The following is a 20,416-nucleotide window of genomic DNA, read 5'->3' as shown; positions in this document are numbered from 1 at the left end:
AGCTTATTTTCCTTTCACAATTTTCTTAATATCATTCAGCTTATTCAAGGCTTCAAGCGGAGTCAGGTTATTGACATCAAGATTAAGAATCTCATCACGAATCTGACAAAGGATAGGATCATCCAACTGGAAGAAGTTTAATTGCATACCTTCTCTATGCTCACTTACTTCAGATAACGGTTTAGAAATTCCCTGTTGACGATTATCCGTTTCCAGTTGATGCAGAATATCATCGGCACGTTTTACAATGCTCTTAGGCATTCCCGCCATCTTTGCCACATGGATACCGAAAGAGTGCTCACTCCCACCCCGTTCAAGTTTACGAAGAAAAATTACTTTATTATCGACTTCTTTAACCGATACATTGTAGTTTTTAATACGGTTGAAAGATTTCTCCATTTCATTTAATTCATGGTAATGGGTAGCAAAAAGCGTTCGCGCTTTACCTTTCGGATGCTCATGGATATATTCTACAATAGCCCATGCAATAGAGATGCCGTCATACGTAGAAGTTCCACGCCCCAACTCGTCGAAAAGCACCAAACTTCTGGGAGATATATTATTCAGAATATCAGCCGCCTCATTCATCTCAACCATGAAAGTAGACTCGCCAACGGAAATATTATCACTTGCACCCACACGGGTAAATATTTTATCGACTAATCCTATGCGGGCACTCTCAGCAGGTACAAAACAGCCTATTTGAGCCAATAAGGTAATTAATGCAGTCTGCCTTAATAAAGCCGACTTACCTGCCATATTCGGACCGGTAATAATAATAATCTGCTGCTTTTCACTATCGAGATATACGTCATTTGCAATGTACTTCTCTCCTATCGGCAATTGTTTCTCAATCACTGGATGCCTGCCCTGCTTAATATTAATGACATCACTATCCTCTATTATCGGACGGATATAATTATTCTCACGAGCTATATTGGAAAAAGCAAGTAAACAATCCAAACGGGCTATCTGATTGGCATTAATCTGTATAGCCGGAATAAACTCGGTCAAGGCAAGCACCAAATCATTATAAAGCTTTGTCTCCAGTACCAGAATCTTATCTTCCGCACCAAGAATCTTTTCTTCGTATTCTTTCAGCTCCTGCGTAATATAACGTTCTGCGTTGACTAACGTCTGTTTACGAATCCACTCCTGAGGTACCTTATCTTTATGTGCATTTCTCACTTCAATATAATAACCAAATACGTTATTATAAGCGATCTTCAAACTTGGAATACCCGTCAACTCACTCTCACGCTGTTGTATTTGAAGCAAATAATCCTTACCCGAAAAAGCAATCTTACGAAGTTCGTCCAGTTCCTCATTCACTCCATCCTGAATAAATCCTCCTTTATTAATCAGCAAAGGAGGGTCGTTCTTTATCTCTTTGGCAATACGGTCACGAATAGAAACACAGAGATTAAGCTGTTCTCCTATCCTGTTCAAACTCGGATTATCGGCAGCGGAACAAGCCTCTTTTATCGGCTCTATCGCTTGTAAAGCAATTTTTAGTTGAACGACTTCACGAGGAGATACACGTCCTACGGCCACTTTAGAAACAATACGCTCCAAATCGCCAATCAAATGAAGTTGTTCCTCTATCATTTCCTTAAATTCCGGCTCACGGAAGAAATACTCCACCACATTGAGACGTTCGTTGATAGGTTTCTCATCTTTCAAAGGAAATACCATCCAGCGTTTCAATAGACGGGCTCCCATCGGGCTGATTGTTTTATCAATAACGTTGAGCAGACTAATGCCCCCGTCATTCATACTGTTGATAAGTTCCAAACTACGCACAGTAAACTTATCAAGACGTACATAACGGTCTTCTTCAATCCGTGAAAGCGATGTAATATGACCAATCTGCGTATGTTGTGTCATATCCAAATATTGCAGGATAGCCCCTGAAGCAATAATACCGTTTCTTAAATGCTCTACTCCGAATCCTTTAAGATTCTTCGTTTCAAAATGTTTTAATAGTTTTTCACGCGAACTGCTTTCGGTGAATATCCAGTCATCCAACTCAAAAGTAAAGAACTTAGAGCCGAAATTACCTTCGAACATGCCACGTTTGCCCCGTTCAAACAACACTTCTTTCGGAGCAAAATTATTCAATAGTTTATCCACATAATCGAAAGGTCCCTCTGCCGTAAGAAATTCTCCCGTAGAAATATCAAGGAAAGCAACGCCACATGCAGCCTTTCCAAAATGAATAGCGGCAAGAAAATTGTTTTCCTTATAATTCAATATGTTATCATTAATGGATACACCCGGAGTGACAAGCTCCGTAATGCCTCGTTTAACCAGTTTTTTTGTTGTTTTCGGATCTTCCAACTGGTCACAAATAGCAACCCTCTTCCCTGCCCTGATCAGCTTCGGCAAATAAGTATCGAGTGCATGATAAGGAAAACCTGCCATCTCAATGGTTTTTTCTTTACCGTTAGCGCGTTTTGTAAGTGTTATGCCAAGTATTTCTGCAGCTACAATAGCATCTGTGGAATAAGTTTCATAGAAGTCTCCACAACGAAACAGCATCACCGCATCCGGATGCTTGGCTTTCAAGTCCAAAAACTGCTTCATCATCGGGGTTAAAACGATATCATTTGCCACTTTTATATCCTTTCTTTTTAATAAATAACGAGGACAAAGATACTCGTTTTTTGATGAAGATAGATAAAGAAAATAGATAAAATTAATGAAGATAGGCTTAATACCACCCAAGATAAATATAAGTTTTAAGGTACAAGTATTAGGAGATTTCATGCTTCTTTTCTACATTTGCCAAATAACATTAAAGATAATGCCTATGGCGAACTAAAATATTTTAAAGACATATATATAAAAGAGCGTTAGCTTTTATTCTTAAATTTACTGGAATCTGGAAAATTCAACGTCTAACAAAGAATATAGAGTTATACGCCCGTGTCGTTTATGACGTGGGCTTAATTTTATTGTTAGACGGGTATTCCAGAACCTCAGTAAATAATAAAGTTCGGTTCCACGTCTTTTTTATATCCCTTTGATTCGATCACCCATATAAACATACAAAGTAATTAAGCAGATGGAACCATGCTTATATATCACAACCTTTCATTGCCAAATTTATGAAAACCATCAGCGAATTGATAAAGGAAGAACTTGAACATCAAGGAAAGAGCATATCATGGTTTGCCCAAAAACTCTCTTGTGATCGCTCCAATGTTTATCGTATCTTTCAAAAAAACAGTATTGACACTAACATACTCACCCGAATCTCAATAATTCTCCATCGTAATTTCTTCAAAGAACTTGCAGAAGAGATAAATCAAAAGGAAAAGTCGCAATATTCGCAATAAAAGCGTGTCATTCCTGCAATACAAAATTGATTAACAGTAATCTTTTTATACGGACATTTGCATAATGATTACTTAACAATAAAAACGACATTATTTATGAGAAAGTTATTATTAATTATGTTCTTAACAACTGTTGGGTTTAGCGGAGCATACGCACAAAACAAAGTAGAATTCAGAGAATCTCAGGCACGTTTGCTTGAACCCGTACAAAATGCCTATGTAAAACCTTTAATTGTAGAATTGGAAATAAATGAAAGTAAAGGGAAAATTGTCGACAGCTGGAAATTTACCAATAAAGAAGTTAATGCACTCAATGGTGAAGTAAGTAATCTCAGAACCCGTGCACTTTTCAATTCAACTCAAAAGCATAATGCAGACGTTATTGTAGCTGCTACCTTTGATATAGCTTCTCTTAGTGACGGAACCGGATATGAAGTAAAAGTTATCGGTTATCCTGCCAACTATAAAGGATGGACTACTGCAAAACCGGAAGATTACGAATGGATTCGCATGGAAAAAACAATCACAACTAATGAGAAAGACAAAATACAAGCAATAATCAAAACAAAATAAATTGAATAAACAACACTATTAATTTAATTTCTTAGAACAATGAAAAAACTATTACTGATTTTGAGTACCACCCTATTTTGTACAGCAATAAATGCACAAATTGTTACTTCCAGAAGCGTTTCAACCGTTTCTACACCCAAAGAATCCAAAACAACGTGGATGTTTCGTGTTGGTGTAGGTAGTAATACATTCAGCGGAAGTGATTATAAAGATGTCGGATCTAAATTTGGATATAATTTAGGATTTGACTTCAATAAAACAATCAAAAGTAAAGGTGCATATTGGGGTATGGGATTTGCTTTGGGAAGCAGAGGTTACAAATATTCCGAATCTGCCGGCGGTTATAAAGTGGAAGAAACATATACTGCACATAATATACAATGGGCTCCATTCAACTTCGGATGGAAAATTGCAGTGACAGATGATATAAAAATAGATCCGCATGTGGGTATTTATTTAGGTTGTGATTATGCAGGAAAAGCGACCGATAAAGTAAGTTACAAAGGAGATAGCGAATCTGAAGATATTAAATTAGGCGATATAGAAGATTATAACCGTCTTGATGTGGGTATGAATATCGGCGTCGGTGTATGGTATAAACGTTTTAATCTGGATCTTATGTATCAAAAAGGATTCTTGGCTACAGATTTTGATTTAGAAGGAGGAGCCAGCAATTTCATGGTACGACTCGGAGTTGCTTTTTAAGCCTACTGTTCTTAATCACTTATAACAAATTATCAGAGCTCCTTGTTAAAAGGAGCCTGATTTAAATATTTTCCATAATTATGAAGAAACTATTGTTTTTCATTCTCATTTTCATATCAATCAGAGTTTCTGCCCAAATGTATCAGGAACAAGGCGACAAGTACCCTATCATAGCAGACGAAAACAAATACATCGTAAGCGGGTTTATCGCATTCAATGGATTGGGCGATGAAACAATTTTCTCAAACGCTCTGTTATGGGCTATCGACAATATTTCTCCAAAGATGCGTGAAAACCTGAATAATATAAATGTGAAAGAAAAAAGCTTTGAAGCTGCAATAACAATCGCTTCAATAGCAGGATCAGGAGTTAACAACACTTATCACTGTAAGGCTATATTCCGCGTTGCCAATGAAAAACTAGTTTATCATATTTCAAATATTACGCTGGAATCATCCGGACTTTTGAATAGCAAACTCATCCCTTTTGAAAGTTTCAATCCACAAAAAAAAGAGAATCATAAGATTGCCATGGAAGATTTCACTGCATCGGAATCCCTTATGCTCAATAAACTCTTTGACTTCATTCTTACAAACAAAATACCAACCATAACACATTGGGAAGAAATAGGCAAACAAAAAGCCATAAAGGGAATGAATGAAACAGAATGTAAACTAGCATTCGGAAAACCTCAAGATATTCAGGACAATGGTACGGAAATACAATGGATGTACACAAGTTCTTTTTATCTTTTCTTTAAAAACAATCTTCTTGACACGATTATTAAATAAACTCATAAAACAACATCAGTATGAAAACAACAAAGAATTATTTTAATTACTTATTCATAGCACTTACCTTAGTATTTTCCATTAGTCTATCATCTTGTAGTGATGACGATGAAAATGTTGGTTCTAAAAACGATTTGATCGGTACATGGCAATGCATACATTCTGAAGGATACGAAAAAGACAACAAATATCCGGAAGATAATGATAAGTGGGACGAAGATTACAAAAATGGATATGTAATTACATTCAACGATGATAAAACTTTCAACCATGAGGGTGAAGAGGGAACTTGGAGTCTTTCCGGTAACAAACTCACGATGAATTACAAAGGTTACTATGAAGGTGAAGACTGGACAGAAGTGTGGAAAATTTTAGAACTTAATACTAATACATTTGTATTTGAACTTCATGAAAAAGATAGTGAAGGAGATTTTTACACCAAAGAAACTTTAAAAAAGATCAGTGATTAAATAAACAGCAATTCATTTAAACAAAAAGAAAGTGTTTCAAAATTCTGATAAAAAGTTATTTGAAACACTTTCTCAAATTAATTTGCGTAAATACATCACTGAATGAACAAATGGAAGCACGACATAAATACAATACTCCCTATTAATAATTATGAAACCAATTGGTGAATTAATAAAGGAAGAACTTAAACGCCAAGAAAGAAGCGTATCCTGGTTTGCAAGACAACTTTGTTGTGACCGTTCAAATGTTTATCGTATCTTTCAAAAAAGTAGTATTGATACCAGCACTCTTGTTCGAATTTCGATAATACTGCATCATAATTTTTTTGAGGATCTAGCAAGAGACATAATCGAGAAAAAAGAGTCCCAGGAAGTGTAGTAAAACGAGACAGTACAACATACGGTCGATTGTTTATGAACGATAGGAGTTTGTTATCAATCGACCGTATGTTTGTTCACAATCGTCTAGACGTTTTTTAAAATCAACTCGATGATTGATTACGATCAACCTGATGTTTTTGAAAAACATCTAGATCAATTTAAATAAACCTTATCCGACATTTTTCAGGAGAAAACCATATAAATAAGGATAAATCCTACTTATCCTTCAATCCTTCAGTCATTGTTTTTATATTTGATTATCAGCTCATTATCCTGAACCTTTACGCTCAAAAAGATTCAGTCAATAAAAATCATCCCTCTCTCCTTCCCAATCACTCCCTTAAGCGTTGCTTCTCGCCTAAAGGAGTGACGGCTAACGCTCAAGGGAGCGATAGCTTACAGCTACGGGAGCGTAAAGCATTACTCCCTTAGGCGTTTTTAGCTCGTTTATTCTACTAATTTAGCTGTTTTCAACTTTTACTTTGAACTGCCTTCACCTTAGCACTATTTACTTATTTATGGTTGATTGTCAACTAATTAAAGTGAAGGCACTCTTTTTAAATTGAGAATTATTCACCCTCCCTTTTTTGACTCTCAATTCTTAACTCTCAACTCTCCATATAAAAAGTACCTTCACTCCTACCGACTATAAATCAACGTTTTATCTTCAAACAGTGAAGACGTGAAGGTACTATTTTACTTTTTCAAATCTGTTAATTCTCCCCTACCAATCCACCAACCCATTAAGTTTTTTGCAGTTGTTCAACCTTATAACCTGAACTTTCACTATCTTTGCGCTCTAAATTATCACTTTACGAATAAACTAACAGAAATAAGATAAAAGAATATCACTATGGAATATGATTTCAGGGAGATTGAAAAGAAATGGCATCAGAGATGGGTGGACCAGAATACCTATCAGGTGAAAGAAGATGAATCGAAAAAGAAATTCTATGTGCTCAACATGTTCCCCTACCCTTCCGGTGCAGGTCTTCACGTGGGACATCCACTTGGTTATATCGCTTCTGATATTTACGCCCGCTACAAACGTTTGCAAGGTTTCAACGTGTTAAACCCGATGGGTTATGACGCTTACGGTTTACCTGCAGAACAATATGCCATTCAAACCGGGCAACACCCTGCAATTACTACCGTAAATAATATTAACCGCTATCGTGAACAGTTGGATAAAATCGGCTTTTCATTTGATTGGAGCCGTGAAATACGTACTTGCGACCCGGAATATTATAAATGGACGCAGTGGGCTTTCATTCAAATGTTCAACAGTTACTACTGTAATGATGAACAACAGGCACGCCCTATCACTGAACTTATCTCCGTATTCGAAAAGAACGGCACAAAGGGATTGAATGTAGCCTGTGGTGAAGAAATGAATTTCACGGCAGATGAATGGAATGCTAAATCCGATAAAGATCAACAGGAAATCCTGATGAATTACCGTATCGCTTACTTAGGAAATACAATGGTAAACTGGTGTCCGCAACTTGGAACGGTACTTGCTAATGATGAAGTGGTAGACGGTGTTTCCGAACGTGGCGGTTACCCGGTCATTCAAAAAGTAATGCGTCAGTGGTGTTTACGTGTATCCGCTTATGCACAACGCTTACTTGACGGACTTGGCAAAATAGAATGGACAGACTCTCTGAAAGAAACCCAACGTAACTGGATAGGACGTTCGGAAGGTGCTGAAATGCAATTCAAGGTAAAAGATTCCGATATGGAATTCACTATTTTTACCACACGTGCCGATACTGTATTCGGAGTTACTTTTATGGTGTTGGCTCCTGAAAGCGAACTGGTAGCTCAACTAACCACTCCCGAACAGAAAAACGAAGTTAATGCATATCTTGAACGTACCAAGAAACGTACGGAACGTGAACGTATTGCAGACCGCAGCGTTAGCGGTGTATTCTCCGGAAGCTATGCCATCAACCCACTTACGGGCGAAGATATTCCTGTGTGGATAAGTGATTATGTACTGGCAGGATATGGTACGGGAGCCATCATGGCTGTACCTGCTCATGACAGTCGTGACTATGCTTTTGCTAAACACTTCGGTCTTGAAATCCGTCCGCTGATAGAAGGTTGTGATGTCAGCGAAGAAAGTTTCGATGCGAAAGAGGGAATCATGACAAACTCTCCCCGTCCGGGATTTGAAACAGCAGACGGATTAAATCTGAATGGATTAACAGTAAAAGAGGCAATCGCTAAAACAAAAGAATACATTAAGGCAAAAGGTCTTGGAAAAGTAAAAGTCAATTTCCGTCTACGCGATGCTATTTTCTCGCGTCAACGTTACTGGGGAGAACCATTCCCTGTTTACTACAAAGACGGTATGCCTTATACAATCGATGAAAGTAAACTGCCGCTTGAATTACCCGAAGTAGATAAGTTCCTGCCGACAGAAACCGGTGAACCTCCATTGGGTAACGCCACAAAATGGGCATGGGATACAGAAAACAATAAAGTTGTGGAAAATAGTAAAATAGACAATAAAACGGTTTTTCCTCTCGAATTAAATACCATGCCGGGATTCGCCGGCTCAAGTGCTTATTATTTGCGCTATATGGACCCTCGTGACAATGAGGCGTTAGTATCTCGCAAAGCCAACAATTATTGGCAAAACGTAGACCTTTATGTTGGCGGTACGGAGCATGCCACCGGACATCTTATCTATTCCCGTTTTTGGAATAAATTCTTATTCGATTTAGGAGTTACAATCAAAGACGAACCGTTCCAAAAACTTATAAATCAAGGAATGATTCAAGGAAGAAGTAACTTTGTATATCGTATTAAAGATACGAATAAATTCGTGTCTCTAAATTTAAAAGATAAATACGAAACTACCCCTATTCATGTAGATGTCAACATCGTTAGCAATGATATTCTTGATTTGGAAGCATTCAAAAACTGGCGTCCTGAATATAATAATGCCGAATTTATCTTGGAAGACGGTAAATATATCTGCGGATGGGCTGTAGAAAAGATGAGTAAATCAATGTATAACGTTGTGAATCCGGATATGATTGTGGAAAAATACGGTGCAGATACGTTAAGAATGTACGAAATGTTCCTCGGACCGGTAGAACAATCCAAACCATGGGATACAAACGGAATAGACGGCGTACATCGTTTTATTCGTAAATTCTGGGCACTTTTCTACAACCGCAACGGAGAATATGTAGTAAAAGATGAACCTGCAACGAAAGATGAATTGAAATCCTTGCATAAACTGATTAAAAAAGTAACGGGAGACATTGAAACTTTCTCTTACAACACATCAGTAAGTGCATTTATGATCTGTGTAAACGAACTTACCTCTTTAAAATGCAGTAAGAAAGAAATACTTAATGAACTGGTTATCCTACTTGCTCCTTTTGCTCCTCATATCAGTGAAGAACTATGGGAAGTCTTAGGACATGATACTAGTGTATGTGATGCCCAATGGCCTTCTTATGATGAAAATTATCTAAAGGAAGATACGGTAAACTACACTATTTCTTTCAACGGTAAAGCTCGTTTTACTATGGAATTTCCGGCAGATGCAGATAATGAAACAATTCAATCTGCTGTTATGGCAAACGAATCAGCTCAGAAATGGATTGAAGGTAAAACGCCTAAGAAAGTTATCATTGTACCAAAGAAAATTGTGAATATCGTACTTTAATATATTTAAACCATGATGCATAGACCCACAAAAACAGAAATGATGAGGGAAGCCAGAGATTATATCTTCATCACTTTGGGATTGATCAGTTATTCCTTTGCTTGGGCTGCCTTTTTGATTCCTTATGAAATCACTACAGGTGGTACGACAGGTATCGGTGCCATTATTTATTATGCTACCGGATTCCCGATTCAATGGTCTTATTTCATCATTAATGCCGTTCTGATGACATTTGCCATTCCTCTTTTGGGTCCGAAATTCAGTATAAAGACTACTTATGCAGTCTTCATGCTGACATTTATGTTATGGTTCTTTCAAGTGATAGTAAACAACTACATTGTTAATGCAATTGCTTATAGTCCATCCGGAAAACCGTTATTATTGGGAGAAGGACAAGATTTCATGGCTTGTATCATAGGTGCAGCGATGTGTGGATTGGGTTTAGGAATTGTATTTAATTGTAATGGAAGTACAGGAGGTACGGATATTATAGCAGCTATTGTAAATAAGTACAAAGATGTCACACTAGGACGTATGATTATGCTCTGTGATGTCATAATTATCAGTTCATGTTACCTCGTATTCCATGACTGGCGAAGAGTTATATTTGGATTCGTTACACTATTCATTATCGGTTTTGTATTAGACTATATCGTAAATAGTGCCCGCCAATCCGTACAATTTCTTATATTCTCTAAGGAATATGAAAAAATAGCCGACCATATTACTCAAGAAACCCATCGGGGAGTAACTGTGTTGGACGGAAAAGGATGGTACAGCAAAAACAACGTAAAAGTTTTGGTAGTATTAACCCACAAGCGTCAATCTGTTGAAATATTCCGTCTCGTAAAAGATATAGATCCTAATGCTTTCATATCTCAAAGTTCCGTCATCGGAGTTTATGGGGAGGGTTTTGATAAGATAAAGGTGAAATAATCTCATAAGAAATAAAAAATAAAGAGATAAGTATAGTATTAAATAAATTGTAATACTATATCTATCTCTTTTTTCATATCATTATACAATTAATGACTATCATTCAACGTTATATCTAAAACAGATAATAAGATGAAACTTGTTTTTGCTACAAATAATCAACATAAATTGGAAGAAGTATCAGCTATTTTAGGCAATAGCATTGAATTACTTAGTCTGAAAGATATCAATTGTGATACAGATATTCCCGAAACAGCTGATACATTAGAAGGAAATGCTTTATTAAAAGCACAATACATTTATAATAATTTTGGTATAAACTGTTTTGCTGATGATACAGGACTCGAAATAGAAGCCCTAAACAACGAACCGGGAGTATACTCAGCCAGATATGCAGGAGAAAATAAGAATCCGGAGGCAAATATGCTTAAAGTTTTAGATAATCTAAGAGAAAAAGAAAATAGAAAAGCACGATTTAGAACTGTAATTGCATTGATTTTAAATGGAAAAGAATATTTGTTTGAAGGTATTATTAATGGAAAAATAACTAATTCAAAACAAGGCAGTGCAGGATTTGGATATGATCCTATTTTTATGCCGGAAGGATATAATGAAACATTTGCCGAATTAGGTAATAATATTAAGAATAAAATAAGTCATCGTGCATTGGCAATCAACAAACTATCTGACTTTTTGAAAACAATTTAATCTACAAATATGAAAAAATATCTGTTTATATTGTTAGCATTCCTATGTTTTAATAATCTAATACATTCACAGGCTATTGGAGATTGGACTATATATATGGCATATCATAACGCCACAATGACAGCACCTGCCGGGAACCTTATATATGTATTAAGTGACGGATCTTTATATTCTTACGATACTGAAGATACAAGTATTCAAACATATGATAAGACAAATTATTTAAGTGATGTTGACATTACAAATATCGTATATAGTAAAGACTATAAAACTCTATTGATAGTCTACGAAAATTCAAACATAGATTTATTTATTAATAATGAAGAAGTATTTAATATTCCGGATTTTATGAATAAATCAATGATTGAAGATAAAACCCTTAATAACATATCTATTAAAAATGAATATGCGTATTTATCTACAAACTTCGGTATTGTAATTGTCAATTTAAAAAAGAAAGAAATTGCTAACACATATAATTTAGGTAAAATTGTTTATCAATCAATCTTAATTGATAAAACTATATATGCTGCAACAAAAGAAGGTATTTTTAAAGGTAACATAACAGATAACCTTTTAGATAATAAAAACTGGGAATTGTTTAATAATTCCACATATGATAATATCATATATTACAATAATTCCATCTTAGCAAAAAACAGTGAAGGTTTATTCAAATATGATGAAACAAGTCAAAAATTCAATTCTATTTTAAACGGTTCATATTCGTATATAAACCAATATGACGAACAACTTATTTTAGGAAATGTAAATACAGTTACCATTTACAATACATTAAGTTCTAAGACTACAATCAATACAGAAAATACTAATCATATTTCTTACAGTAACAATATATATTGGGGTAGTAATGGAGAAAAAGGATTAAATGGTTATAAATATAATAAGAACAACAATACATTTGAAAAAACTATTGAATCAATTATACCTAATAGTCCTAAAAGAAATTTAGATTATTATTTAACTTATACAGATAGATTACTAATTGCGGGAGGTGGTATATGGAAAGATAGAAATAACGATCCAGGAACTATAATGGAATTAAATAATAATGAATGGAGTTACTTTGAAGATAATACTATACCTGATAAAACAGGATTACTATATAAAGATATTAATTGTATTGCAGAAGATCCTAAAGATAAAGAACATATATTTGCTTCATCCGGAGGAGAAGGTTTATACGAATTTAAAGATAAAAAATTCGTAAAACTTTATAATATAGATAATAGTCTTTTAGAAGCTGTTGATCCAACATCCAACAATAGGTATATTTATACACGTATAGCAGGATTAAAATATGACAATAATGGAAATTTATGGATACTTAATTCTAAAGCACAAAGAGCTTCTATAAAAGTGATAAAAAAAGACAATAGTTGGATGGAATTTCATCATCCTAATCTTATAAATAAAGAAACTTTAGGAAATATTATTTTTGACAATAGAGGATGGGCTTGGATAAATGCAGCCAGAGTAGAAAGAGGTGTTTTTTGTTTTAACACTAATAATACATTAGAAAACACAAGTGATGATAAAACCGTATTTTATGATACATTTATTAATCAAAATTCAGAATTAGTAAGTCCAACAAATATTTACTGTTTAGTTGAAGATAAAGAAGGAGCTATTTGGATAGGTACCAATGCAGGTCCATTAATAATAAATAATCCAACTAAAATTTTTGAAAGTAATGCTTGTACACAAATTATAGTTCCTAGAAATGATGGAAGTAATTTGGGAGATTATTTATTAGAACATGAAGATATTAAAGTTATTTGTATAGATGGCGCTAATAGAAAATGGATAGGTACTCAAAAAAATGGAATTTATCTTTTGAGTGCAGATGGCTTAGAAACAATCCATCATTTTACCTCAGAAAATAGTCCACTGCTGTCCGATAATATACAATCAATAACAATAAATCCCTATAATGGTGAAGTTTTTATTGGAACTGATAAAGGATTAGTCTCTTATAAAAGTGATGCGACAGAAGCTGAAACAAGCTTTAATGATGATAATGTATATGCATATCCTAATCCTGTTCGCTCAAATTACGATGGAATAATTGCAATTACAGGATTAGTACGTGACAGTGATGTAAAAATAGTCGATATAAGTGGTAAATTAATCTATTCAGGAACATCAGTAGGAGGGCAGTTTACGTGGAATGGTAAAAATAGAACAGGAAAAAGAGTTGCTTCCGGAGTATATCTTGTTCTTGCTACAAATTCGGAAGGAAAAGAAGGAATCGTTACAAAAATTACAATGATAAAATAGTTCATAAATAAAAAAGCTATCTCAATTTTCTATTATGAGATAGCTTTTTTATTTATAACCCTAATCTTCGAGAAATTTCTAACATTTTCTTTATAGGCTTAACAGCCTCTTTTGCTATTTTTTCATCGACTTCAATAGTTGGAAACTCATATTTCAAACAATTATAAAGTTTTTCTAAAGTGTTTAATCGCATAAAATTACATTCATTGCATGCACATGTACTATCATTAGGAGGAGCAGGAATAAATGTTTTCTGAGGGCATTGTTTTCTCATCTCATGAATAATACCCGATTCTGTAGCTACAATAAACTCATTTTTATCCGATTTAACGGCATATTTTAATAAAGTAGCTGTAGACCCTACTACATCAGCCAACTTTAAAACTACGCTCTTACATTCAGGATGGGCAAGAATTACTGCATTAGGATACTGTTTTTTCAATTCTACAATCTTTTCAACAGAAAATTGTTCATGTACATGGCATGCACCATCCCATAACAACATATTTCTGTTGGTAATAGAGTTAATATAATTACCTAAATTTCTATCCGGACCAAAGATTATTTTCTCATCTTTGGGAAAGCTTTCTACAATTTGACATGCATTTGTTGAAGTAACTACTATATCAGTAACTGCTTTTACCGCTGCGGTTGTATTAACATAAGAAATAACCGTATATTCGGAATGCTCTTTGACAAACTGTACAAATCTATCAGCAGGACAACTATCAGCCAAAGAACATCCGGCATTTAAATCAGGTACTAAGACTTTTTTATCAGGACAAATAACTTTAGCTGTCTCTCCCATAAAATGAACACCACACAAAACAATAATATCTGCGGTAGTTTTTGCAGCCCACTGAGCTAATGCCAAACTATCACCAACATAATCTGCTATATCTTGTAAATCTCCTTGTTGATAATAGTGGGCAAGGATTACAGCATTTTTTTCTTTGCGGAGTTCATTTATAGCTTTTTTCAAATCTATCGATTTATCTATAGGTTCATCTATAAAACCTTTTTTTAACCATTCTTCTTTACTCATTATATTTATATTTTTTCTTTTTTAAATTTAAAAAAAACAATGTTAGTAATAATAGTCGGTTAATAATGTTGGTAATAATATATTGTTTTTCTTGCTTTTAAAGTTATTATTTGAAAATATTCAGTTATTAATATTTTATAAACAGCTAAGAACTTAATTTATTAGTTGATTATTAATACTATATAGTTTTCTATTAACATATTGTTGATAATATGCAAAGTTAGAAACTTTCTAATATATTTGATTTAAAATCGGGGTAAAAAGATGTTTAAACACAAGAATAAAGTTTATTATTATTAATTTGGATTGTTTATTTACGTTCTTCTATGAACCTTTTTATGATTTATGCAAGTGTAATTTATGAATTTCTTTTCTGATTCTTTTGACAGCTTTTCAATGGTTATTAACTGGGTATTGTGAATTGTTAGTATCTTTGCGATAGATAAAATGAATAGCATGAAAAAACTTAAAATTACGGAACTTAATCGAATAAGTATAGAAGAATTTAAAGTAGCTGAAAAGTTACCTTTGATTGTTGTATTAGATGACATAAGGAGTCTACATAATATAGGTTCTGTATTTCGTACATCAGATGCTTTTCGTATAGAATGTATTTATCTTTGTGGTATTACAGCTGTTCCTCCGCATCCAGAAATTCATAAAACAGCTTTAGGTGCTGAATTTACTGTAGATTGGAAATATTTTGAATCTACTGTGGATGCAGTAGATAATCTTAAGAAACGAGGATATATTGTATTGGCTATTGAACAAGTGGAAGGAAGTACAATGCTTGATGAATTAGATTTAGATCCATATAAGAAGTATGCTATTATAATGGGAAATGAAGTAAAAGGAGTGAAACAAGAAGTAGTGGATCATTGTGATGGTTGTGTAGAAATTCCTCAATATGGTACTAAACATTCATTAAATGTTTCTGTAACGACAGGAATTGTCATTTGGGATTTCTTTAAAAAGTTGAGTATTAGGATTTGACAGAGTTTTAAACAGCTAGTTCATAACTGTCCATTTTCTACTAGTGTGATAACTCTTTCAGTTAATTTATCATTTCCTTCTGCATCATATTGTTTTTTAAGACTAGCTCCGAATAATGCAGCAAAAGTTTGATAAAAACCTGCTTTAAAAGGTCCCATAAAAGCCTTAACTAATTCATAAGAAGATTGATTACATTCTCTATCCACTAATTTTATGAGTAATTTACCTTGTGCAAAAGTTAGTTTCTTCATCATTGGAGTGTATTGTTCTTTCAAGCCTTTTTCAACACGTTTCAAATGTTTTTCTTTAGCTTTTTTATTTGGAAGTGTTTCCATGTACTCATAAGTTTCAAGAATAGTACGGTTAATAATTCGTGCAATAGGAAGTGTTTTTTTTACATTACGTACTAAACGATAATATTCTAGTTGTTCTTTTTTATTTTTAAATTTTAATTCAGGAAATATATATGTATTACGTAAAGTAACACAAGGAATAGTATCTCCATTATAAACACATACAGGAACTAACTTGCCACTGATTGACATTTGCTGTTGAGCCTTTGTTTTAAATGCGCATAAGACTATGAAACAGAGTATGATTACTATTTTTACAGTTCCTTTCATATGGGCAAAAATACATCATTCTATTTTATTTTAATTAGGTTACTAACAATTATTTGTTGATAACTTTGTCTTATAAGCCTATTTTAACTAACTTCGCCGAATATAAAAAATATTAGATGAAATGCTTTTTAATAAGCATCCTCTACTTTACTGTTTTTCCATACTTCTTAAGTATTTGTAAAGCCTTGGATGTCTATCAATATATAGATGCTAAGGCTTATTCTATGGGAAATACTCTATCTGTATTGCCTGGATTTGCTAATCCGGCAAGCTGTTCTTTTACTACTGTTCGTAGTGCATCTTTGCAATATGTTAATCGTTATGGGGTTAAGGAATTATCAACGTATGCAGGTCTAATTAATTTGCCTAATAAGTATTTAAATACAGGATTATATATGTCTCGTTTCGGATTCAATGCATATCACGAAACAATGGTTAGTGTCAATGTGTATAAAAAACTGTCTTCTTACTTAGGTTTAGGTATTCGCATTAACTATTTAAATTTGCATTACTCTGATAAAGAAACGAATAAGTCATTAGTAACAGGAGATATAGGTGTTTATATAAAACCAATAAAACATCTTATATTATCAGTATTAGCTGTAAATCCTTTAAGAACAGGTATTAAAGTAGGAGAGAATAAATCTGATATATCGGTAATTTTATCAGTTGGAGTTTCCTATGAAATAGCAAAATATTTTTTAGTAACAGGAGAGTTGGAGAAAGATTTTTTATATCCTGCAATAGTAAAATTAGGGATGGAATATATTCCTATTAAACAATTGAGTATTCGTGCAGGAATGTATGCTAAACCATTTACTCCTTCATTTGGATTGGGTATCAATATTTCTCCTTTTGTAATAGATTTAGCATTTAATAGGCATCCTGTATTAGGTTTTTATTCATGTTGTGGCTTGCTATTTAACTTCTGAATCAATGGATATACAGAATAATATTAACCGATTGTTTATTTCTTTGTTAATAATTTGTTTTTCAATGAGTTTATCTGTTAATAAACTCTTTTCACAGAATAATTCTACAACGGATTGGGAAGAAATTATCGAGCAAATATCGTCTGATGAGGCGGAAGAAGAGAAAAGTGTTGAGAATTATATTGAGGAACTATCAGAACTAAATAATCAACCGTTTAATATTAATGCTGTTACAAAAGAACAATTAGAACAATTTCCTTTTCTTTCTGATATTCAAATTGAAAATATCCTTTTCTATCTTTATATTTCCGGTCCGATGCAAACAATCTATGAATTGCAAATGATAGAAGGAATGGATAGACAGACAATTCAATATCTTCTTCCATTTGTATATCTGGGAGAGTATAAAGAGAATATTTCAACTCCTTCGTTTAAGAAAATGTTGAAATATGGAAAGCATGAATTAATAACTCGCTCAGATATTCCTTTGAATAAAAAATCAGGTTATAAATCAATTTCCGATAGTGTTTTACAAGAGAATCCGAATAAACATTATTTAGGTTCTCCACTTTATCATTCTTTACGTTATGGATTTCATTACAAAGAACAATTATATTTTGGTTTTACTGCAGAAAAAGATGCTGGAGAACCTTTTTTTAGAAAACAGAATAAGAAAGGATATGATTATTATTCTTTCTATTTTCTATTGAAAAATATGAATTATTTAAAAGCTTTAGTATTAGGTAATTATAGATTAAGTTTTGGTCTTGGATTAGTGATGAATACAGATTATAGTATGGGAAAATCTTCTTCCATTGCAACAATTAGTTATAAGAATAATGGGATACACAAACATTCATCAACAGATGAATATAATTATTTTCGCGGAATAGCAGCTTCTTATCAATTAAAATGTTTTGTTTTAACTGCTTTTTATTCTCATAGAAAATTGGATGCTACTGTGGAAAATAAGTTAATAACTTCGTTGAAAAAAGATGGAATTCATCGACTTATACATGATTTTGAAAGAAAAGAAAATACGGTTATGCAGGTATTAGGAGGGAATATTACATATAAAAATAATACTTTTCACCTAGGTTTAACAGGTGTTTATAACTTTTTTAACCGACTGTTCATTCCGGATATTAAGCCCTATAATATATTCTATCCTAGAGGTAAATGTTTTTATACATTGGGAATAGATTATAAATATCGCTGGAATAAATTGTCTTTTGTGGGTGAAGCAGCTATTTGCCAGAGTGGGAGAGTGGCTATACTTAATATACTTCGTTTTACTCCTTTTTCAGGTTATCAACTGGTAATGTTACAACGTTATTATGATAAAGGATATGCAGCTTGGTTTGCCCGTTCTATTTCGGAAGGAAGTGATATACGTAATGAAAATGGTTTTTATATGGGTGTAGAAGCTAATCCTATAAAATATTGGAAATTATCTGCTTATGCAGATTTTTTTCATTTTCCATGGTTACGTTATGGTGTTGATAAACCTTCTTCAGGTTTTGACGGTTTAGTACAAGCTACATATACCCCGAAACGTAATATGACTATGTTTTTGCGTTATCAATATAAAGTAAAAGATCAAAATTATATAGGAGAGAAAAAGATAACTTGTCCTTATGTGAAGCATAAACTTCGTTATCAATTAGGATATACTTTACAGAAGTTTTTTTCATTACGGACTACAGTTGATTTTGTGATTATTCATCCTGAAAACGTTTCTTCCAGTCATGGATTTATGCTTTCACAAATGTTTTCTTATAGTTTTCAACAACTACCTTTACAACTATCTGTTAATTATGGATTCTTCGATACGGATAATTATGAATCACGGCTAACTACCTATGAAAAAGGTATGTTATACTCATTGTCATTGCCTTCATTTTATGGAAAAGGTATTCGTACTTCTTTGCATGTTCGGTATGATTTCAACAAGTATTTAACAGCTCTTGTTAAAATCTCCCAAAGTAAATATATGGATAGAGATGAGATAGGCACAGGATTGGAAATGATTGCGGGAAATAAGAAATCGGATATGAATATGCAAATAAGATATAAGTTCTGAGTTATTTGTCGGTCATTTCAGAAATAGATTTGTTATCTTTGTTTTGGATTTTTAAAAGATAGAGTTTATGTCAACTGTTATTTATCCTTCTCCCATTTTTGGTCCTATTCACAGTCGTCGTTTAGGAGTTTCTTTAGGAATTAATTTGCTTCCATCGGACGGAAAAGTATGTTCATTTGATTGTATTTATTGTGAATGCGGTTTTAATTCCGATCATCGTCCTAAGAAACCGATGCCTACCAGAGAAGAGGTTTATGAAGTATTGGAAAACCGTTTGAAAGATATGTCGGTAAATGGTCCTAAACCGGATGTATTTACTTTTGCAGGAAACGGAGAACCTACTGCACATCCGCATTTCCCGGAAATAATAAATGATACGTTAGAACTTCGTGATAAATATTTTCCGAATGCCAAAGTCAGTGTATTGAGTAATTCCACTTTTATTCATCGTCCTAAGGTTTTTGAAGCATTGAATAAGATTGATAATAACATACTAAAGCTTGATACGGTCAGTGCAGAGTATATTGATATGGTAGACCGTCCTGCCGGTCATTATGATGTGAATGAAATAATAAGCCATCTGAAAGTCTTTAACGGGAATTTAATCATTCAGACGATGTTTATGAAAGGTACTTATCAGGGGAAAAGTGTTGATAATACCTCTGATGAATATGTATTGCCGTGGATTGAGACTGTAAAGTCCATTGCTCCCCGTCAGGTAATGATTTATACAATTGATAGAGAAACTCCTGACCAAGATCTTCTTAAAGCATCCCATGAGGAACTGGATCGTATAGTTGAATTATTGGCGAGAGAAGGAATTTATGCTACCGCATCTTATTAATA

Annotated in this window: 17 protein-coding genes; 14 read left to right on the top strand and 3 right to left on the bottom strand. The window is 33.6% G+C overall.

Translation table 11 applies throughout. From position 1 onward, the window contains the following. Positions 1-3 precede the first annotated feature (3 nt). On the bottom strand, positions 4-2,616 hold the full coding sequence (mutS, locus tag DXB63_RS01275; protein ID WP_233522719.1) for a DNA mismatch repair protein MutS: 2,613 nt from the start codon (positions 2,614-2,616) through the stop codon (positions 4-6). A gap of 494 nt (positions 2,617-3,110) precedes the next feature. Here mutS and DXB63_RS01270 point away from each other — a divergent pair, with 494 nt between their 5' ends. The 10 genes from DXB63_RS01270 to DXB63_RS01225 all read left to right on the top strand — a co-directional run bounded on the left by DXB63_RS01270 (position 3,111) and on the right by DXB63_RS01225 (position 13,894). Next, positions 3,111-3,341: an XRE family transcriptional regulator gene (locus tag DXB63_RS01270; RefSeq protein WP_122124550.1), complete on the top strand. Its 231-nt coding sequence runs from the start codon at positions 3,111-3,113 to the stop codon at positions 3,339-3,341. 96 nt (positions 3,342-3,437) lie between these two features. After that, positions 3,438-3,914 (top strand): hypothetical protein, encoded by a 477-nt coding sequence (locus DXB63_RS01265; RefSeq protein WP_122124549.1) that lies wholly within the window; start codon positions 3,438-3,440, stop codon positions 3,912-3,914. Between the two features lie 39 nt (positions 3,915-3,953). Next, entirely contained in the window at positions 3,954-4,619 is a 666-nt protein-coding gene (locus tag DXB63_RS01260; protein ID WP_122124548.1) for an outer membrane beta-barrel protein, read from the top strand. Positions 4,620-4,699: 80 nt separating this feature from the next. After that, positions 4,700-5,410, top strand: coding sequence for a hypothetical protein (locus tag DXB63_RS01255; protein ID WP_122124547.1), 711 nt, complete (start codon positions 4,700-4,702; stop codon positions 5,408-5,410). Positions 5,411-5,430: 20 nt separating this feature from the next. After that, positions 5,431-5,880, top strand: coding sequence for a lipocalin family protein (locus tag DXB63_RS01250; RefSeq protein ID WP_122124546.1), 450 nt, complete (start codon positions 5,431-5,433; stop codon positions 5,878-5,880). 151 nt (positions 5,881-6,031) lie between these two features. Continuing rightward, a complete protein-coding gene (locus tag DXB63_RS01245; protein ID WP_122124545.1) occupies positions 6,032-6,259 on the top strand; it encodes an XRE family transcriptional regulator in 228 nt (75 codons plus the stop codon). Positions 6,260-7,114: 855 nt separating this feature from the next. Further along, positions 7,115-9,949 carry a leucine--tRNA ligase gene (leuS, locus tag DXB63_RS01240; RefSeq protein WP_122124544.1) on the top strand — a complete coding sequence of 945 codons (2,835 nt, stop codon included), beginning with the start codon at positions 7,115-7,117 and terminating at the stop codon, positions 9,947-9,949. Between the two features lie 15 nt (positions 9,950-9,964). Next, positions 9,965-10,885: a YitT family protein gene (locus DXB63_RS01235; RefSeq protein ID WP_122124690.1), complete on the top strand. Its 921-nt coding sequence runs from the start codon at positions 9,965-9,967 to the stop codon at positions 10,883-10,885. Positions 10,886-11,017: 132 nt separating this feature from the next. Next, entirely contained in the window at positions 11,018-11,593 is a 576-nt protein-coding gene (locus DXB63_RS01230) for a non-canonical purine NTP diphosphatase (RefSeq protein ID WP_122124543.1), read from the top strand. A gap of 9 nt (positions 11,594-11,602) precedes the next feature. After that, positions 11,603-13,894, top strand: coding sequence for a two-component regulator propeller domain-containing protein (locus tag DXB63_RS01225; protein WP_122124542.1), 2,292 nt, complete (start codon positions 11,603-11,605; stop codon positions 13,892-13,894). Between the two features lie 52 nt (positions 13,895-13,946). Here the strand turns inward: DXB63_RS01225 and nadA are convergent, their stop codons facing one another. After that, positions 13,947-14,939 (bottom strand): quinolinate synthase NadA, encoded by a 993-nt coding sequence (gene nadA / locus DXB63_RS01220; RefSeq protein WP_122124541.1) that lies wholly within the window; start codon positions 14,937-14,939, stop codon positions 13,947-13,949. Between the two features lie 456 nt (positions 14,940-15,395). Between nadA and DXB63_RS01215 the strand changes: the two genes are divergently transcribed. Then, positions 15,396-15,932, top strand: a complete 537-nt coding sequence (locus DXB63_RS01215) for an RNA methyltransferase (protein WP_122124540.1) — start codon at positions 15,396-15,398, stop codon at positions 15,930-15,932. 20 nt (positions 15,933-15,952) lie between these two features. On the opposite strand, the gene DXB63_RS01210 is transcribed toward DXB63_RS01215, so the two are convergent. Continuing rightward, positions 15,953-16,555: a DUF4294 domain-containing protein gene (locus tag DXB63_RS01210; RefSeq protein ID WP_122124539.1), complete on the bottom strand. Its 603-nt coding sequence runs from the start codon at positions 16,553-16,555 to the stop codon at positions 15,953-15,955. Between the two features lie 116 nt (positions 16,556-16,671). Between DXB63_RS01210 and DXB63_RS01205 the strand changes: the two genes are divergently transcribed. The 3 genes from DXB63_RS01205 to DXB63_RS01195 all read left to right on the top strand — a co-directional run bounded on the left by DXB63_RS01205 (position 16,672) and on the right by DXB63_RS01195 (position 20,414). Continuing rightward, positions 16,672-17,487, top strand: a complete 816-nt coding sequence (locus tag DXB63_RS01205) for a hypothetical protein (protein ID WP_122348119.1) — start codon at positions 16,672-16,674, stop codon at positions 17,485-17,487. Between the two features lie 64 nt (positions 17,488-17,551). Beyond that, entirely contained in the window at positions 17,552-19,570 is a 2,019-nt protein-coding gene (locus tag DXB63_RS01200) for a helix-hairpin-helix domain-containing protein (protein ID WP_233522717.1), read from the top strand. 67 nt (positions 19,571-19,637) lie between these two features. Further along, entirely contained in the window at positions 19,638-20,414 is a 777-nt protein-coding gene (locus tag DXB63_RS01195) for a radical SAM protein (RefSeq protein WP_122124536.1), read from the top strand. The last annotated feature ends 2 nt before the right edge of the window (positions 20,415-20,416 follow it).

Origin of the sequence: Bacteroides sp. OM05-12 (assembly GCF_003438995.1) — a bacterium.
GTDB lineage: Bacteria > Bacteroidota > Bacteroidia > Bacteroidales > Bacteroidaceae > Bacteroides.
The sequence above is the reverse complement of the archived record's forward strand: the minus strand, read 5'-3'. Positions and strand labels throughout refer to the sequence as shown.

Coding starts and splice junctions, on each gene's coding strand:
- DXB63_RS01270 (WP_122124550.1), top strand. CDS start 3,111: ATGAAAACCATCAGCGAATTGATAAAGGAAGAACTTGAACATCAAGGA.
- DXB63_RS01265 (WP_122124549.1), top strand. CDS start 3,438: ATGAGAAAGTTATTATTAATTATGTTCTTAACAACTGTTGGGTTTAGC.
- DXB63_RS01260 (WP_122124548.1), top strand. CDS start 3,954: ATGAAAAAACTATTACTGATTTTGAGTACCACCCTATTTTGTACAGCA.
- DXB63_RS01255 (WP_122124547.1), top strand. CDS start 4,700: ATGAAGAAACTATTGTTTTTCATTCTCATTTTCATATCAATCAGAGTT.
- DXB63_RS01250 (WP_122124546.1), top strand. CDS start 5,431: ATGAAAACAACAAAGAATTATTTTAATTACTTATTCATAGCACTTACC.
- DXB63_RS01245 (WP_122124545.1), top strand. CDS start 6,032: ATGAAACCAATTGGTGAATTAATAAAGGAAGAACTTAAACGCCAAGAA.
- leuS (WP_122124544.1), top strand. CDS start 7,115: ATGGAATATGATTTCAGGGAGATTGAAAAGAAATGGCATCAGAGATGG.
- DXB63_RS01235 (WP_122124690.1), top strand. CDS start 9,965: ATGCATAGACCCACAAAAACAGAAATGATGAGGGAAGCCAGAGATTAT.
- DXB63_RS01230 (WP_122124543.1), top strand. CDS start 11,018: ATGAAACTTGTTTTTGCTACAAATAATCAACATAAATTGGAAGAAGTA.
- DXB63_RS01225 (WP_122124542.1), top strand. CDS start 11,603: ATGAAAAAATATCTGTTTATATTGTTAGCATTCCTATGTTTTAATAAT.
- nadA (WP_122124541.1), bottom strand. CDS start 14,939: ATGAGTAAAGAAGAATGGTTAAAAAAAGGTTTTATAGATGAACCTATA.
- DXB63_RS01215 (WP_122124540.1), top strand. CDS start 15,396: ATGAAAAAACTTAAAATTACGGAACTTAATCGAATAAGTATAGAAGAA.
- DXB63_RS01210 (WP_122124539.1), bottom strand. CDS start 16,555: ATGAAAGGAACTGTAAAAATAGTAATCATACTCTGTTTCATAGTCTTA.
- DXB63_RS01205 (WP_122348119.1), top strand. CDS start 16,672: ATGAAATGCTTTTTAATAAGCATCCTCTACTTTACTGTTTTTCCATAC.
- DXB63_RS01200 (WP_233522717.1), top strand. CDS start 17,552: ATGAGTTTATCTGTTAATAAACTCTTTTCACAGAATAATTCTACAACG.
- DXB63_RS01195 (WP_122124536.1), top strand. CDS start 19,638: ATGTCAACTGTTATTTATCCTTCTCCCATTTTTGGTCCTATTCACAGT.